Origin of the sequence: Streptomyces sp. MA5143a (assembly GCF_900290235.1) — a bacterium.
Classification (GTDB): domain Bacteria; phylum Actinomycetota; class Actinomycetes; order Streptomycetales; family Streptomycetaceae; genus Streptomyces.
The window spans coordinates 23716-39869 of the sequence record NZ_OLMK01000061.1; the positions used below are offsets into that span (position 1 = coordinate 23716).

Below are 16154 nucleotides of genomic sequence, written 5' to 3' on the forward strand. Positions count from 1 at the left end.
GTGGGGCTCACCGGCCCGACGCCGTCAGGACGACCTCGTCGGTCTCCGGCTCGCCCCAGGCCAGCTCCCGCAGCAGCGCGAGCACTCCTTCCTCCGGGTCGATCAGCTCGATGCCGCGGCGCGCGTACTCCCGGCCCAGCTCAGGGCGGACCATGCCGCCGTGCGCCCCGGCCGGTGCCCACGGGCCCCAGTGCACGGTGACGGTACGACTGCCGGTGCCGGCGCGCCAGAGGCGGCCGAGGCGGGCGAGTGCGTCGTTGGCGGCGGCGTAGTCGGCCTGGCCGCGGTTGCCGTACACCGCCGAGACGGAGCCGAACATGACGGTGAAGGCGGGCAGTTGGGGAAGTCGCCGGAGAGCCGAGAGCAGTGCGCGGGCGCCGTCCACCTTGGTGCCGTAGACCCGTTCGAAGGAGACGGGGTCCTTCTCGGCGAGCAGCCGGTCCTCGATCACTCCGGCGGCGTGTACGACCCCGTCGATCCGGCCGTACGTCGCGTACGTCTCCTTGACCGCCTGCTGCACGGCCTCCGCGTCCCGCAGGTCGAGTGCCCGGTACCTGGCCCTGCCGCCCGCGTCGTGTACCTCGGCCAGGGTCGCGGCGATCTCGCGGCGGGCCAGGACGCGGCCCGCTTCGCGGTCGATCTCTGCGGTGCTCAGACCGCCCCGGGCGGCGAGCGCCGCACGCAGCGCGGGCAGGTCGGTGGCGTGGGCCAGCTCGTGCTGGCCGCCCGCGCCGTCGTCGAGCGGCGTACGCCCGAGCAGTTCGACCCGGCAGCGTGCGGCGGCGGCAAGGGCGAGGGTGAACCGGGCTGTGATGCCGCGCGCGCCGCCCGCGAGGACGACGACCGACTCCGGGCCGAGCCCGAGTGCCGCGACTGCGGCGGCGCCGGAGGAGGCGGGCCCGGCGCCGGAGGAGACGGGCGGGCCCAGAGGGCTCTCGTACGGTACCGGGGCGCGGCGGAGCCCGCAGGTGCGCAGCACGACGGGCTCCCGGTCGGGCGCCAGCAGTTCCCCGACGAGTGCCTCGGCCTGCTCGGTGGCGGGCTCGTCGGGGTCGAGCTCCACGGCGCGGACCACGGTGTCGGGGTATTCGCGGGCCGCGGTGCGCACGAAGCCGTCGAGGCCGCTGGTGTCGTCGGGGAGGCGGGGACAGAGCAGTCGGCGCGGGCCGCGCAGCAGCAGTTCCTGGAGCACGGTGAGCTTGGCGGGCAGCAGTTGCTGTTCCGCACCCGCGAGAGCGCCCAGGTGCAGCACTCCGTCGACCGGGCCGGTGTGCCCGGCGAGCTGTGCGGTGTCCGGGCCGCCACGGGCGGCGAGCGCGCCGAGTGCGGTGAGCCGGATGACAAGTGCCCGTGCGAGTGGCGTGTCGTCCGCGACGATCAGGAACCGTTTCCCGCGCAGCTGTGCCGCGCCTTCGGCGCCGGGCACGGGTGCCGGGTCGAGCGGGGCGGGCCGCAGCAGATAACGGTGGGGAGCCCGGCCGGTGAGCGGGTCGGGGGACCCCTCGGCGACGGGGGCCGGGGTGGCGAGGGCGGGAGCCGGGTCCGGGTCGGCGAGCGCCTTGACGCGGGCCCGCAGCCAGTCGGCGATCCCGGCGGCGGTGCGCTCCCGGGTCAGCTCCTCCAGGTCCGCGTCCGGCAACGACCGCAGATCCGCACCCGAGCCCAGCAGCCGCCGTCCCAGCTCCCCGGCGATCTCCGTCCGCTTGATCGAATCCACACTCAGATCCGCCTCCAGATCCGACTCCGCCCCCACCATCTCCACCGGATATCCCGTACGTTCCGCGATCACCGCCAGCACCTCGGCCAGCACATCCACTCCCACCGGAGCGGGAGCGGGGGCCGGAGCCGCAGCGAGAGCGGCCGGAGCCGGGGCCGGAAGGGGTTCGGGGGTCGGCAAAGCCGCCTGCGGCGCGGGCGAAGCCCCGAGGTAGCCGAGGAGCACGTCCCGTTGTGCGGCCAGCATCTCCCGGCTGTTGCGCAGGAACTCCCGGAGCAGTTCTTCCCGTTCGCCCATCGTCGTCGCCTCACTGGTCCGCTCTCCGGCCCGCGGGATGCCCGAGGTGCGCCGGGCCGGGCGCAGCGCTCCCGGCACCGGCCGGCCGTCCGCCGTTCGTACGAGGTGGCCGTCGACCGTCCAGCCCGGCCGCTCCGGCACGGCGGCCGGGTCGGCGAACGCCGTGTCGCGTCCGCTGAAGAGCCGTGCGGGCGCCACCGGGACACCGGCCGCGGCGAGCCGGGCCAGGGCCTCGAGGTGACCGCGCAGGCCCGCGTCGGGGCGGGGTTCGAACGGGACGGCGACGTGCGGTCGGTCGCCGAGGATCTGGCCGACCAGACCGGTGAGCACCGTGCCGGGCCCGCACTCGACGAAGATCCGCGCCCCGGCGTCGTACATCGCCTCGATCTGCTCGGCGAAACGGACGGGGGCGGCGATCTGCTCGGCGAGGTCGGCCCGTACCCGGGCGGGGTCCGAGGCATAGCGGGTGCCGGTGAGATTGGCCCAGACCGGGAACTCGGGGGCGCGCACGGCGTACGCCGTCAGGGTCTCGGCGAAGCGGGACACGGCCCCGGCGACCAGCGGGCTGTGGAAGGCACAGGCGACGGGCAGCGGGCGGACGGCGAACCCGGCGGCGGTGAGCGCGTCGACGGCTTCGGCGACGGCGTCCCTCGGGCCCGAGAGCACGCTCTGCGTGGGCGCGTTGTGGTTGGCGACGACGACCCGCTCGGCCAGGCCCGCCCCGGCGAGCACCCGGGTCACCTGCTCGGCGGAGGCCACGGCGGCGGCCATGGTGCCGGGATCGGACCCCTGTGCGCCGATCGCGGCGAGGATCGCCTCGGCCCGCTCCCGGCTGAGGTCACCGAGCGTGTCGGGGTCGAGGGCACCCGCGGCGCAGAGCGCGACGAGTTCGCCGTAGGAGTGCCCTGCGGCCATGTCGGGGCGGACACCGACCGCGGTGAGGGTGTCGTACGCGGCGAGGCCGACCGCCCCGAGCGCGGGCTGGGCGTGGCGGGTGTCGGTGAGCCGGGCGACCTGTGCGGCGCGTTCGGCGGCGTCGAAGGCGGCGGGCGGGAAGAGGGCGGCGGCCGGGGCGTGGTACAGGTGGCGGCCGAGTTCGGGGAAGGCGGTGAACAGCTCGGCGAACATGCCGGGGCGCTGGCTGCCCTGGCCGGGGAAGAGGAACGCCACCTTGCCACCGTCGTCGCCGTCGGCCGCCACGGCGGCGGCGCCTGTGGCCGGGAACACTCCGCTTCTCCCGGGCGTGCCGTCGAGGAGGTCCCGTATCAGGTGCGGGAGTTCGGTGACGGACCCGGCGACCACGGCACCGAGGAGCGGGCCCGGGCCGGTCTCCGCGCGTTGTGCGGCGGTACGCGCCAGGTCCCGCAGCCGCCAGTGGCCGCTCGCCGCGAGGCCGGCGAGTTCCTCGGCCGCCGCGCGGGTGCGGAAGACGAACAGCTCGGCGGGCCAGACGTCGTGGCCCTGGCGCGGCGGCGCTCCGGCGTCGGCGTGGGCCCGCAGCACCACGTGGAAGTTGGTGCCGCCGAATCCGAAGGCGCTCACCCCGGCGACGCGGCGGGCGGCGGGCTCGGCCCAGGGCCGGGCCTCGCTGTGGAAGACGAAGGGGCTGTCGGGGCCGGTCCAGACGGGGTTGGGCACGTCGATGTGCAGGGTGGGCGGGCGCACCCCGGTATGCAGGGCGAGCGCGGTCTTGATCAGTCCGGCGAGACCGGCGGCGCACTTGGTGTGCCCGATCTGGGACTTGACGGAGCCCACGACGCAGTTGCCGGGCGCGGCCCCGGCGTCCTCGAACAGCCGGGTGAGCGTGCTGAGTTCGGTGCGGTCGCCGACGACGGTGCCGGTGCCGTGGGCCTCGATCAGGCCGACCTCGGCGGGCGAGACGCGGGCCTGCGCGTAGGCGCGTTCCAGGGCGGCGCGCTGGCCCTCGGGGCGCGGCGCGGTCAGGCCGAGGGAGCGGCCGTCGCTGGCGCTGCCGACGCCCTTGATGACGGCGTAGATCCGGTCGCCGTCCCGCTCGGCGTCGGTGCGGCGCTTGAGTACGAGACAGGCGACGCCCTCGCCGAGTGCGATGCCGTCGGCGGCCGCGTCGAACGTGCGGCAGCGGCCGGTGGGCGAGAGCGCGTGCGCGGAGGAGAAGAGCAGGTAGTCGTTGATGCCGTTGTGCAGGTCGGCGCCGCCGCACAGGGCCACGTCGGCGGCGCCGAAGGCCAGTTCCTTGCAGGCGGCGTCGACGGCGGCCAGGGAGGAGGCGCAGGCGGCGTCGACGGTGTAGTTGGCGCCGCCGAGGTCGAGCCGGTTGGCGATCCGGCCGGCGATGACGTTGGCGAGCATGCCGGGGAAGGAGTCCTCGGTGAGCTTCGGGAGCTGCTCCTCCAGGTCCTCGGGAAGACGGCCGATGTACGAGGGCAGGACGCTGCGCAGCGTCGCGGCGCCGGAGATGTCGCTGCCCGCCTCGGCACCGAAGACGACGCAGGTCCGCTCGCGCGGGAAGGACCGGCGGTCGAGCCCGGCGTCGGCGAGCGCCCGCCTGGCCGCCTCCAGGGCGAGGAGCTGGACGGGTTCGATGGCGGCCAGGGAGGCGGGCGGGATTCCGTAGGCCAGCGGGTCGAAGGGGATCAGAGGCAGGAAACCGCCCCACTTGGACGCGGACACGTCGTCCGCCTCGGCGTCCGCGCCGAAGTGCAGCGCGGGATCCCAGCGGGTGTCCGGGACCTCGGTGATCGCGTCGGCGCCGGCGAGCACCTGGGCCCAGTAGGCGGGCAGGTCGGCGGCGCCGGGGAACATGCCGGCCATGCCGACGACGGCGATGTCGAGCGGTTCGGGAGTGGGGGCCGGGTTCCGTGCGGGTACCGTACCGCCCGCGTCGCGTACGTCTGCGGCGAGTTCGGCGGTGCGGCGTCCGTAGAAGTCGGCGGCCCCGTCGGTGACCGCGTGGTGCAGGGCGTCCACGGTGGTGACGGCGGAGCGGAGCACGGCGACCTCGCCGGCCATGAACATGCCCGCTTCGCGCTGGCGCTCCTCGTCGACGTCGAGCAGCTCGTGGCCGACCCGCTCGACGCCCTTGCTGGCGATGCGCAGGCGGCCGACGTTGAGCCGCTCCAGCTCCTGCCAGACCTGCCGCTCGGGTATCCCCTGAGTCCGCAGCTCGTCCTTGACCTCCTGATACGTGTCGCTGAACGCGCTGGGCAGACAGCGGGTGGCGTGGCCGGGCGCGGTGCGCAGGAGCGTGGTCGACCTGGCGTCCAGGGCCGCGCGCTGGAACAGTGGCCGGATGGCACCGCACTCGACGGCCTCCTCGGTGAAGAGGTAGCCGGTGCCCATCAGAACGCCGAAGACGGCACCGCGTGTGGTGAGCGGGGCGGCGAGCGCGGCGACCATGGCGGCGGAGCGCTCGTCGTGGATGCCGCCCGCGAACAGCACCTGTACGTCCTGTGGGTCGGCGGCGGCACCGCCATCGGCGTGACCGTCGTCGGCCGCCGCGTCGAGGAAGTCCTCCAGGACGGCCAGTTGCGCCTCCCAGAGCGGGAAGCTGTTGCGCGGCCCGATGTGCCCGCCGCACTCGGCGCCCTCGAAGACGAAGCGCCGGACGCCGGCCGCCAGGAACTGGCCGAGCAGCCCGGGCGACGGCGCGTGCAGAAAGGTACGGATGCCCTCGGCCTCCAGAGCGGCCGCCTGGGAGGGACGGCCGCCCGCGATGACGGCGTGGCTGGGGCGCAGCTCACGGACGGCCTCCAGTTGGGCGGTACGTATCTCTTCCGGAACGAAGCCGAGGATGCCGACGCCCCAGGAGCGGTCGCCGAGCGCGGACCTGGTCTGCTCGAGCAGGGTGCGGGTCTGCTCGGGCCCGGCCAGGGCGAGCGCGACGAACGGCAGTCCGCCGCCGTCCGCGACGGCCGCCGCGAACCGTGCCTGGTCGCTGACCCGGGTCATCGGGCCCTGGACGACCGGCAGTGTGGTGCCGAGCGCCCGGCACATCGGCGAGCCGCCGCGCAGCACGGCGCCGTCGTTCGCCACGGCGGCGTCGATGCCCTCCCTGACGGCGGCGAGGGCGCGGTCCACGGTGCCGTACCGCTCGGCGAACCGGGCGGCGAGAAAGGCATCCTGGCCCAGCGGCAGGGGCCGGTCGCGCAGGACGGCCGGGAGACCGGGGCGGCTTCGGTCGAGCACCCGGCAGCCGTCGACGACGACGGTCTCGGTGCCGTCGGCGGCGCGCAGCAGACCGGCGACCGCGGGGGCCGTACCGGCCTCGTCGAGCAGTGCGAGCTGGATGTCCAGCACGACTCCGCGGGCGCCCGCGAGCACGGCGGCGGCCGCGGTGTGCGGCCCGATGCCGCCGCAGGCCCACACCGGCAGATCGGCCGGTACGGCGCCGAGGACGCGCTGGAGCAGCACGAAGGTGGAGTGTTCGCCGCAGGGGCCGCCGGACTCCTCGCCGCGCACGACGAGCCCGGTGACACCGTCGGCCACGGCCCGGACGGCCTCGCCGGGGCCGCGGACCTCGGCGAGCACGGCGGGGTCCGCGGCGGCGGCGCGGGCGGTGGCCCGGACCTCGGCGACGGTCCAGGGCGCGTCGGGGGCGAGGAGCACGGTGCACGGTCCGGCGGCGGCCGGGTCCGCGGCCCGCCGCGTTCCGGCGGGCGCCGGGGCCCACAGCTCTTCGGGGCGCAGCGCACAGTCGGCGGGGACCCGCACGCCGTGGCGGCCCGGGGCCCACTGCCGCAAGAGGGTCAGGGCCTCGCGGGCGGCGCGGGCGCCCGGGCCGAGGTCGAGGACACCGGACCCACCGGCCCGGCATACGGCGGCGGCGAGGCGGGGGTCTGGTGCACCCAACGGGCTGACACCGATAACGGTGTGCGTCATGGGGGGAGGCTCCTCTGTGCGATCGAGGGGGTGTGCGATCGGGACGAGCGGATTGGTGCACGCCGCGCCCTTTGGAGCTGATGACCCGTCAGATACTAATGGGTAGTCAGTTATCTGGCTGCACCCCTGACACCGATCGATGAACAGGAACCGCAATGAGTCGGACTCGGTCGCCGCAGAGCTCGGCCATGTCGTCGATGTCGGAAATCGGCTTGACCGCCGGCCGTGACCGCACGCCTTACCGCGCGGACTCTCAGCCTTGATTCACCGATCCACGGCCGGTCCGGAGCCTGGACATGAGGGTGAGCAGCCGTGGGTGTCCGATTCGCCCCTGCCTGCCGCGGTCCTGGTCGCGTTCGCGGCAGGCACGGATGACCGTGGGGGCCCGTGCCTGCCGCGCTTCCGCTGGGTTGCGTCCGCTGAAGTTACAGCGGGCAGGTGATCTGGAAGACGACCGTGTGGGGGTCGTTGGGGGTGGGGCAGAGGAACTGGTCGTAGCGGGTGTCGTTGTCGACGAAGCGCTTCAGCCAGGAAACGCTGTACTGGGCGATCGTGGTGTTCGGCTTGGCGAAGGTGAAGTGGTCGGTGTCCTTGAGCACGATGAGTGACTTGTCGGGGGCGTTGGCCAGCCCGTTGTAGAAGGGCAGGGCGAAGTCGTCGACGGAGGCGACGGTGTCACCGTCGGCGCCGAAGATCATGGTGGGGACCGTGATCCGGCTGGAGACGTTGCTGAGGTCCCAGGGTGCCAGCGGGATGGCCGCCTTGAGCGACGGGGTGCTCGCCGCGCTCTGCAGCGAGCCGCCGCCGCCCATCGACCAGCCCATCACGGCCAGCCGGGCGGGGTCGATCCGGTTCTTCACCGTGCTCTGGGCCGTCAGATAGGTGAGTGCGGCGAGTTGCTGCCTACTGCGGTCGGTGGGGAAGTCCCACAGCGCGTTGGTGTTCAGGGTCATCACCACGAAGCCCTGGGAAGCCAGCCGGGGTCCGTACCAGGCGATGTCCGACTGCGAGGCGAGGAAGCCGGGCATGATGGCGATGGCACCGAAGGTGCCCTCGCTGGTATCGGTCGGGTAGTAGACGGTGCCGCTGTTGAAGCCTTGGCCGCTGCCTGCCGGCACGGTGACCGAGCCGATGTCGAAGGGACCGGTTTCGGCGGTGATGCTCTCCAGGGTCGGGGCCGGGCCGCGCTCGTAGGGGTTCTGCGAATCAGCCTGGGCCGGGGTGGCGAGGGCGGTCGCCATGACGACCGCGACGATCGCCGTGAGCGCTCGGAACGGGAGCAGTTTCACGGGGGGTCCTCTCGGACAGGCTGTCAGTTGGTGTAGATGACGGGAGAGTCGCTGACGCTGCTGTCGACCACGGGGGCGTAGGTGGCGGTGAAGTAGCCGTTGGCCGTGCACAGCGCCGAGCCGGAGACCTTGATGAACCTCTGGTTGGTGAAGGTCAGACTGTTGTCGCTGTTGGAGCTCACTGCGGAGAGGCTGGGCGCCTGGTAGACACAGGTGATGGAGCCCAGCAGAGTGGAGAGCGCCACCGTGGTCTGGATCGCCCTGCCCGGGGCCGCGGTCACCGTGACGGTGCCGTCGGAGGAGGCGGCTGTGTTGTAGGGCAGGCCATCGACGGTGATGCTCTGCACCCCGAAGACGCCGAAGACGTTGCTGGTGCAGCCGTTGAAGGTCTGTGAGGTCGCGGACTCGGTGGCGGTGCCCGGGGCGGCGGGGTTCGCCGTCACCGTGGCGGAGAGTGTCGATTCGGCGCAGGTGATGCCGGAGGTGCCGTTGCCGCTGGTGGCCAGGGTGGCGTTGGTGCCGCTCGCCAACGATGCGGTGAGTACGTCGCCGACGGAGACGGCGTTGCCGTCGGCACTGCCGTAGGTGAGCACGGCGGTGTCCGCCGGGGCGGCGGTGGCCGGGAGGATGGCCAGGGCCGTCGAGGCGGCTGTGGCGACCAGGGTGGAGACGGCGTATCTGCGCATGCGGGTTCCTCTTCCACTTGCATGGGTGACGAGCAGGGTCGGGCCGCTGTCCCGGGGGAGTGGGGGGCAGCGGCTCGCGCATTGCCGTTCCCGGGTGAGATGGAACGGCCGGACCGGCCCGGTCTCAGACCTGGCGTCAGAGACTCGGTGCACTTGTTGCGGCCTTGCAGGGTGCGTGACACTTTCGGCCCCGGCTGCTCTACGACCGCGGGCCGCACGAGAAGAAAACCTGTGAGAGTTGTAAACCTGACGGGTATTCAAGTCAAGGCACGCGCACAAGAGGGCGCGCGCGCAAGTTCGAGGAAGGATGCGGAATGGCAGCAGGCTCGTCGGCACGGCCTCCGCTGGTGCTGCCCGGTACCCGCACGGGACGCGATCCGGAGCGTTCCCTGCGGCGTGGACCGCGCCGCACCCCGCCCGAGGTGGTCGCCGCCAACCAGCGTGACCGGCTCCTGGACGGTTTCGTCCGCACCGTTGCCCAGGTCGGCTACGCCCGCACCCGGGTCAGCGACATCTGCCAGGCGGCAGGCGTGACCAGGCCGGTCTTCTACGAGCTGTTCAAGGGCAAGGAGGACGCCTTCCTCGCTGCCCACCAGTACGGCACCTCCCTGGTCTTCAGCGCCATGGAGGAGGCCCACGCCCAGGCCTCCGACTGGCCGGGTCGGGTGCGCGCCGGGCTCGGCGCGCTGCTCGGCATCCTCGCCAACGCGCCCGCATTCGCCGTCATGGCCATCGTGGAGATCGACGCGGTCGGCCCGGCCGGGCGGGAAGCACGCGAGGAACTGTTGGCCCGGTTCCGGGACTTCTTCACCGACCTGCACGAGGTCGAACTTCCCGTCCCGACCGAGGAGTTGGTCGACATGGTGATCGGCGGGGTGTACTCCGCGATCTACCGGCGGATCGCCGCCGACCGAACCGCCGAGCTGCCCGGCCTGCTGCCCGGCCTGGCCTTCTCCGTACTGGCCCCCTTCCTCGGTCCGGAACGCGCAGCTGCCGACCTGGCCGACCTCGCCGACCCGGCGCCCTCCGCCAGCCCCGTCCCGGCCTGCCTGGCCCGGGAGACCTGATTCCGAATACAGCGGAAGATCGCGTCATCGCCCCGGAAGGATCCACTCCCGTCGCACGTGCAAGCTGTGGCACGCGTCCACCGGAGCGATGGCGTACCAGCCATCCCAAGGCCCCGCACCCAATGAGCGACTCCTCATCAACGCTCCCGGACACCAGCCGCTGTAGCCTGGCGTCGACCCAACGGTGCCGCCAACATCACCGAGGCGACCCGGCTGCTGCGGGAGACGCTGACCATGGCGCTTTGTCGACCCGCATGACGCGCGGCACCACGTGGCGCGGCCCTCGCCCACTCGGCGGCGTCTGCTCCTGACCCGCTGAGAGGGCCTGCACGCAGGCGACCCGGGAGGCCAAGATCACGGCGGCGAAGATCCGCCATCGCCCCGCGCTTCGACTGGGGTGCAGTCGTGGGAGGAATCGGGAGTTGGCGCGCAAACCGGGCCGGGAACGGAGCGTGTGAGCGAAGGGCGCCTGGCCAAGCAGCTTCAGGAGGTCCAGGTCGAGCGGGACGAACTGGCGATCGCGGAACGGGTGTTGAACCGCCTGGCCGAGCAGGTTCAGGCCGAGGCTGTCGCTCCGGCATCGGCGAAGGTGGCCGGGCGGGCAGTCCTGCTCATCCCGCACCGCAGCGATGCGGCCGACGAGGGGGCGCTGCCCGGCGACTACCGCAAGATCCTGGCGATCGTGCGGGAGGCCGACGGCCCGGTGCAGGTCAGGGCGGTCCGCGAGCGGATGGGCCTGGACGCCTCGGTGCGCGGGAAGCTGGAGCCGCTGCGGGCGAAGATGACCAAGCTCGCCGACCGCGGCTGGCTGCATAAACGGGGCGACGGGCGGCTCACCGCGCGTCCGTGACCGCGCGAGCCGGCTGTAACTGGCGCGCCGCCGAAGGCAGTTGAGTTTAGTGTGAAGAAAAACAACGGTCTCGCCGAGGGCCCTGACGGCCTCGTTTACACCGCCCGCCTGCCGCTGTCGAGCGCGACCTTGAACTATCTCGCCGGCCTGATACGCGGCCACCTGAAGAAGATCGGCTCGCGGTGGCGGGCGCTGCCCGCCGGGAAGATCGCCGGCATCGTGCTGGCGGTGCTGCGCTGTGACCAGCGGTCTGGTGATCTGGCCGGCGGGAACGGGGTGCACCGCACCACCGTGAGCCGGTGGGTGCGCGAGGTCGTCGGCCTGCTGGCCGTCCGCGCCCCCGCCTGGACCGCGCGTTGAAGAAGATCACCCGAAAGGGCGGTGGCGTCGTCCTGCTGGACGGCTCCCTGATACGCACCCGTCGGCGCACCGGGGCGGACAACCGGCCGAACTACTCGGGCAAGCACAAATGCCATGGCCGACCTGGGGTTCGTCGGCCTCGACGACGGTCCTCCTGACGCCGATCCGGCGGTAATCTGCGGCTACAAGGCGGCCCGGAACCGGCTCCTGACCCGCGGCCAGAGGCTGTCCAACAAGGCACTGGCCGCGGTGCGGGCCCCGGTCGAGCACGGCTTTGCCCATCTCAAGAACTGGCGCGTCCTCACCAAGTGGTGCGCACCGACCCGAAGTGGGCGACCGTGCTGGTCAGGGCCCTGCTCGTGCTGACGAACCGGGAAGTCACCCGCTGACTGACTACCTTGTCGCTGGACTATCGCCCCGGACCTGCCCGGGCCGCCCGACGCCTACGCACACCAGACCATCTGACGTGCAGCTTTCACGATGCACCGGGCTCACTCAGAGCTGGAGACGAGATGACCACGGGTTTCCCGCTGACCGTCGGGCGTGCTCCGGTCCTGCGGAGTTTCTGACCCGTGGTCACCATGCGGACTGCTGCCTAGTGGGCGGTCCCGGCCAGCTGCGGGTAGAGGGCTGCAACGCCTTCGGCCAGCCTGGACTGCACCTGGCGGCTGAAGTCGTCCGCGATGATCTCGTGGGCGTCGGCGGCGATGCCGTCGACCGCGATACGGGCGATGTCGGCCGGGTCGGACTTGGGCTCGCTGCTCTCCTTGGTCAAGTCGGTGTCCATGTAGCCGACGTGCAGTCCGGCCACCCGGATGCCCTGCTGCGCAAGGTCCATGCGCAGGGAGTTGGTCAACGACCACTGCGCGGCCTTGGCGGCGCTGTAGGCGCCGACCTGCGGAAAGCTGAGCCAGGACAGGGCGGAGAGGATGTTCAGGATCGCGCCGCCGCCGTTGGCCGCGATCTGCGGGGCGAAGCCCCGGACCACCGAGAGCGTGCCGAAGTAGTGGGTCTCCATCTCCAGGCGGATGGCGTCCTGGTCGCCGGCGAGCAGGGTGGCGCCGGTGGAGATGCCGGCGTTGTTGATCAGGACGGTGACGTCGCCGGTGGCCCGGACCGCGGCGGCGACGGAGGCGGCGTCGGTGATGTCGAGCGCGATCGGCTTGGCGCCGGGCAGGTCGACCTGGTCGGGGTTGCGGGCTGCGGCGTAGACGGCGGCGCCGCGGTCGAGCAGTTCGGCGGCGAGGGCGCGGCCAAGACCCCGGGTGGTTCCGGTGACGAGAACGGTGCTGGTGGACAGGTCCACGGACGACTCCTGGTGCAGGTTGTGGTGTCGGGGGATGGGGGTATCGGTCAGGCGGACAACTGGTTGAGCTTGCGGATCTGCCGGTCGAAGGCGCGGGAGGGCGTTGTCACGTTGTTGGCTCTGTGACTGCCTGACGGCGCGTGGGGGCAGGGTGGGCCGAATTTCACACACCAGCGGCGGACCGTCTCGTACGAGACGACGACACCGCGCTCAAGCCTCAGTTCCTCGACCTCGCGGAACGACAACGGGAAACGGTGGTACAGCCACACACAGTGGGAGATGACCTCTACCGGGTACCGGTGCCCCTTGTACGACGGCGACGCGCCCCCCACGGACGACCCTTCCCAGGCTGATCAACCAGAAGATCACCCCGCCGGTCAGCCAACATGACAGTGCCGGCAAGACCGACGACCTGATGCCCGGCATCGATGAGTTCGCGGACGACGGTGGAACCGATGAATCCGGTTGCGCCGGTGACGAATACGCGCATGGTGCAATCCTTCGGTGAAATGACATGGTGCGGCCCTGGCGCCGTATCGAAGGGGCGCCGTGAACCGGTGATTCCATCGTCCGAAGGGGAAGCGCTCCAAGTCCAAAGCCTGTTTCGCAACGGGCAATGCAACTCAGGCATCACCACACGTCAGAAAGACTTTCAGAAGCGTTCCCACGTCGCTGCGGACTACGCTTGCGGGCATGCCCGACTCAGCTCCCGCGCCGGACCTCGATCTGCGGCTGGTGCGGTACTTCATCGTCGTCGCCGAGCACCGGCACTTCGGCCGCGCCGCCGAGGCCCTCTACATCACCCAGCCGTCCTTGAGCCGTCAGATCCGCCGCCTCGAAGAGCAATTGGGCGCTCGCCTGCTGGACCGCACCCCGCAGGGCAGCCAGCTCACCGAGGCCGGGGAGGTCTTTCTGCCCCGTGCCAAGGCGCTGCTGCGCTCGGCCGCCCAGGCCGCGGCCTACACCCGTGCCGCCGCCGAGCCCAGCCGGATCACCATCGGGTACACCATGGGCCTCATCGTCACCCCGGCGGTGCGCGAGCTGCGGCGCCGGCACCCGGACGCCGACGTGCAGGCCTTGCATCTGGCCTGCAACGAACCGCGCGCGGCCCTGCTCGATCACCGAGTGGACGCGGCGGTGACCCGGCTGCCGTTCCCGACCGACCAACTGCACGTGACGGTCCTCTACGACGAACCCCGCTTGCTGCTGGTACCTCTCGGCCACCGCCTGGCCGGCAAGGAATCCGTCACCCTCGACGACATCGCCGACGAACCCCTTCCCCGGGTGCGGCGATCCGACCCGGTCTGGAGCGCCTTCTGGCGCATAGACCCCCGGCCCGACGGAAGCCCGGCACCCGATGGCCCGCTCGTCGAGGCCGTCGAGGACAAGTTCGAACTCATCGCCGCCGGGCAAGCCGTGGCTATCGGCCTCCGCGCCCCCGGCCTCCGCCCCGACGTCACCGCGGTCCCCCTGCACGGCGTCGAGCCGAGCCACGTCGTGCTGGCGACCCGGGCCGGCGACCACAACCGCCTGGTGGCGGCCTTCCGCAAGTCCGCCCAAGCCCACCTCACGGGCGACCTCAGTGAGCCCGGTGCATCGTGAAAGCTGCGCGTCGGCGCTGTCACGTTGGTTAGCCGGGTGGGATGATCTTCTGGTTGATCGTGCTGGAGGGGGCTGTCCGTGGGGGCCGTGTGGCCGTCGCACAAGGGGCACCGGTACCCGGTCGAGGTCATCTCCCACTGCGTGTGGCTGTAATTCCGCTTCCCGCTGTCGTTCCGCGAGGTCGAGGAGCTCATGCTCGAGTGGGGATCGTCGTCTCGTACGAGACGGTGCGCCGCTGGTGCGCCAAGTTCGGGCAGCGATACGCAGGCGCGCTGCGCCGGCGGCAGCCCCGGCCGGGTGACAAATGGCACCTGGACGAGGTCTTCATCAAAATCAACGGCGAGCAGCGGTACCTGTGGCGGGCCGTCGACCAGGACGGCAACGTCCTGGACATCGGGCCTTGCCCCCGAAGAGTGGACACCCGTTCGTGTTGTTATGCGGCGAGTGTCAGGGTAGCTGACTGCTGTTCGTAGACGTTCGGTGCCTGCTGTCCGTTCGCCGAGTGCCGTCGGCGGGTGTTGTAGCGGGTGGTCCAGAGGAAGACCGCCAGGCGGCAGGCGTGGGCCCCGTCGAAGCGGCGGGCGCCACAAAGCGTCTCGCGTTTGAGGGCGGCGTTGAACGACTCGGCGAGTGCGTTGTCCGCAGTCGTGCCGACCGCTCCCATGGACTGCCGTACCCCCAACTCTGCGCAGACATCGGCGAATTCACGAGAGGTGTACTGCGCCCCGTGATCACTGTGGAACGCCGCGCCGGCCAGGCTGCCGCGGGTCGCCTCGGCGGCCCGGAGCGCGTCGGTGACCAGCTCGGTGCGCATGTGGTCGGCGACCGACCAGCCCACCAGACGGCGCGAGAAGCAGTCGATCACCGTCGCCGGATACAGGAACTCGCCGTCGCCCACCGGCAGGTAGGTGATGTCCCCGACGTACTTCATGTTCGGTGCGCTCGCGGTGAAATCGCGCCGCAGCAGGTCCGGCACCGGGGTGGCGGACGGTTCGGGCACGGTCGTGACCTGGCGCTTGCGCAGCCGCAGCCCGGCGATGCCGAACTTGCGCATGACCCGTCCGACGCGCTTGTGGTTCACCGTATCGCCGTCGTCGCGCAGCTCGGCGGTGATACGGGGGCGGCCGTAGGTGCCGTCCCACTCGGCGTGCACGGCCCTGATCCGCTCGGCGAGAACGGCGTCGGCCCGCTCGCGCGCGGCCCGTGCCGCGCGGCCGGCCCGCTACTTGTAGAAGCTGGAGCGGGCCACCCCCAGCACCTGGCACAACCGCTTCACGCCCCAGGCGTGGTGGTGGTCCTCGACGAACTGGAAGCGGCTGGTCACCAGGTCATCTCTTGTGCGAAAAACTTCGTCGCCTTGCGCAGGATGTCCCGCTCGGTGGCCAGTTTCTGGTTCTCCTTGCGCACCGTCGCCAGCTCACGGCGCAGGGCCTCGTTCTCGGCCTGAAGCTCTTCGGCCGTCGGCGGGGAATCCACCGTGTTCTTCTCCGTGCTCGTACTCGTCGTGCCGCCCCCGACGTGGCGGGCCCGTTCGGTCCGTACCCAGTTGCGCAGCGTCTCGCGACTGATCCCCAGATCCTTGCCGATGCCCTCGAAGGTGTGGCTCGGGTCCGACAGGTACAGCGCGACAGCGTCCGCCTTGAACTCGGGCGAGTAGACCTTCATCACCATAAGAGATCCCTCCTCCCCGGCCCCTGGCGGGGCCGGGCTCAGAGGTGTCCACCACTCGGCGACAGGTCCCCACGACCCTGGGCATCCCGTGATCACCGGTGCCTTGTCGAGAACGACACAGTCCTGAGGCTAACGTGAACGGGTGAATCAGCTCTGGGCATCGTTGATCGGTGTCGTACTCGGCGGAGGCATGTCCTACCTGGCCCACTTCACCACCGCACGCCAGGCCGCCCGCACCGAGGACAGCGCCAGGCTACGCAACTGGCCGAGGCCCGCCGTGCCGAACGGCTCGACGTGATCGGGCCTTGGCCCGGAAATGCCCCGGAACAGCTGGTCAGAGGTGGGATAGCAGTGGGACATATCAGGAGTTACTCTGCACTTCACCCCGCGGCTTAGATGCACGCCGGGAAGGGCGCCTGGCAGGTGAAATGCCTGGTCAGGCGCCCTTC

The 16154-nt window shown here is 71.7% G+C and carries 8 protein-coding genes and 5 pseudogenes; 6 read left to right on the forward strand and 7 right to left on the reverse strand.

Going from position 1 to position 16154, the window contains the following annotated elements; translation table 11 throughout:
* Nucleotides 1-7: 7 nt before the first annotated feature.
* From SMA5143A_RS24260 to SMA5143A_RS24270, 3 genes are all read right to left on the reverse strand, one after another.
* Nucleotides 8-6874, reverse strand: coding sequence for a type I polyketide synthase (locus SMA5143A_RS24260; RefSeq protein WP_107464968.1), 6867 nt, complete (start codon nt 6872-6874; stop codon nt 8-10).
* Nucleotides 6875-7299: 425 nt separating this feature from the next.
* Nucleotides 7300-8163 (reverse strand): poly(ethylene terephthalate) hydrolase family protein, encoded by an 864-nt coding sequence (locus tag SMA5143A_RS24265; protein ID WP_258193708.1) that lies wholly within the window; start codon nt 8161-8163, stop codon nt 7300-7302.
* Between the two features lie 23 nt (nt 8164-8186).
* Nucleotides 8187-8849: a Tat pathway signal sequence domain protein gene (locus SMA5143A_RS24270; protein WP_107464969.1), complete on the reverse strand. Its 663-nt coding sequence runs from the start codon at nt 8847-8849 to the stop codon at nt 8187-8189.
* 314 nt (nt 8850-9163) lie between these two features.
* On the opposite strand from SMA5143A_RS24270, the gene SMA5143A_RS24275 reads away from it, so the two are divergent.
* From SMA5143A_RS24275 to SMA5143A_RS44785, 3 genes and pseudogenes are all read left to right on the forward strand, one after another.
* Nucleotides 9164-9916: a TetR/AcrR family transcriptional regulator gene (locus tag SMA5143A_RS24275; RefSeq protein WP_107464970.1), complete on the forward strand. Its 753-nt coding sequence runs from the start codon at nt 9164-9166 to the stop codon at nt 9914-9916.
* 454 nt (nt 9917-10370) lie between these two features.
* On the forward strand, nt 10371-10766 hold the full coding sequence (locus SMA5143A_RS24280) for a hypothetical protein (RefSeq protein ID WP_258193709.1): 396 nt from the start codon (nt 10371-10373) through the stop codon (nt 10764-10766).
* Nucleotides 10767-10817: 51 nt separating this feature from the next.
* Nucleotides 10818-11515 (forward strand): annotated as a pseudogene (locus tag SMA5143A_RS44785) (transposase family protein).
* 206 nt (nt 11516-11721) lie between these two features.
* On the opposite strand, the gene SMA5143A_RS24290 reads toward SMA5143A_RS44785, so the two are convergent.
* The 3 genes and pseudogenes from SMA5143A_RS24290 to SMA5143A_RS24300 all read right to left on the reverse strand — a co-directional run.
* Nucleotides 11722-12432, reverse strand: a complete 711-nt coding sequence (locus SMA5143A_RS24290) for an SDR family oxidoreductase (protein WP_107464971.1) — start codon at nt 12430-12432, stop codon at nt 11722-11724.
* Nucleotides 12433-12584: 152 nt separating this feature from the next.
* Nucleotides 12585-12764: pseudogene (locus tag SMA5143A_RS24295) on the reverse strand (IS6 family transposase); the annotation flags it as partial.
* A gap of 65 nt (nt 12765-12829) precedes the next feature.
* Nucleotides 12830-12922: pseudogene (locus SMA5143A_RS24300) on the reverse strand (NAD-dependent epimerase/dehydratase family protein); the annotation flags it as partial.
* Between the two features lie 203 nt (nt 12923-13125).
* Between SMA5143A_RS24300 and SMA5143A_RS24305 the strand changes: the two are divergent.
* Entirely contained in the window at nt 13126-14034 is a 909-nt protein-coding gene (locus SMA5143A_RS24305) for a LysR family transcriptional regulator (protein ID WP_107464972.1), read from the forward strand.
* A gap of 78 nt (nt 14035-14112) precedes the next feature.
* Nucleotides 14113-14429: pseudogene (locus SMA5143A_RS24310) on the forward strand (IS6 family transposase); the annotation flags it as partial.
* A 38-nt stretch (nt 14430-14467) separates the two neighbouring features.
* On the opposite strand, the pseudogene SMA5143A_RS24315 reads toward SMA5143A_RS24310, so the two are convergent.
* Nucleotides 14468-15705: pseudogene (locus SMA5143A_RS24315) on the reverse strand (IS3 family transposase).
* A gap of 142 nt (nt 15706-15847) precedes the next feature.
* Here SMA5143A_RS24315 and SMA5143A_RS43100 point away from each other — a divergent pair.
* Nucleotides 15848-16003, forward strand: a complete 156-nt coding sequence (locus SMA5143A_RS43100) for a hypothetical protein (protein ID WP_181361993.1) — start codon at nt 15848-15850, stop codon at nt 16001-16003.
* Nucleotides 16004-16154 lie beyond the last annotated feature (151 nt).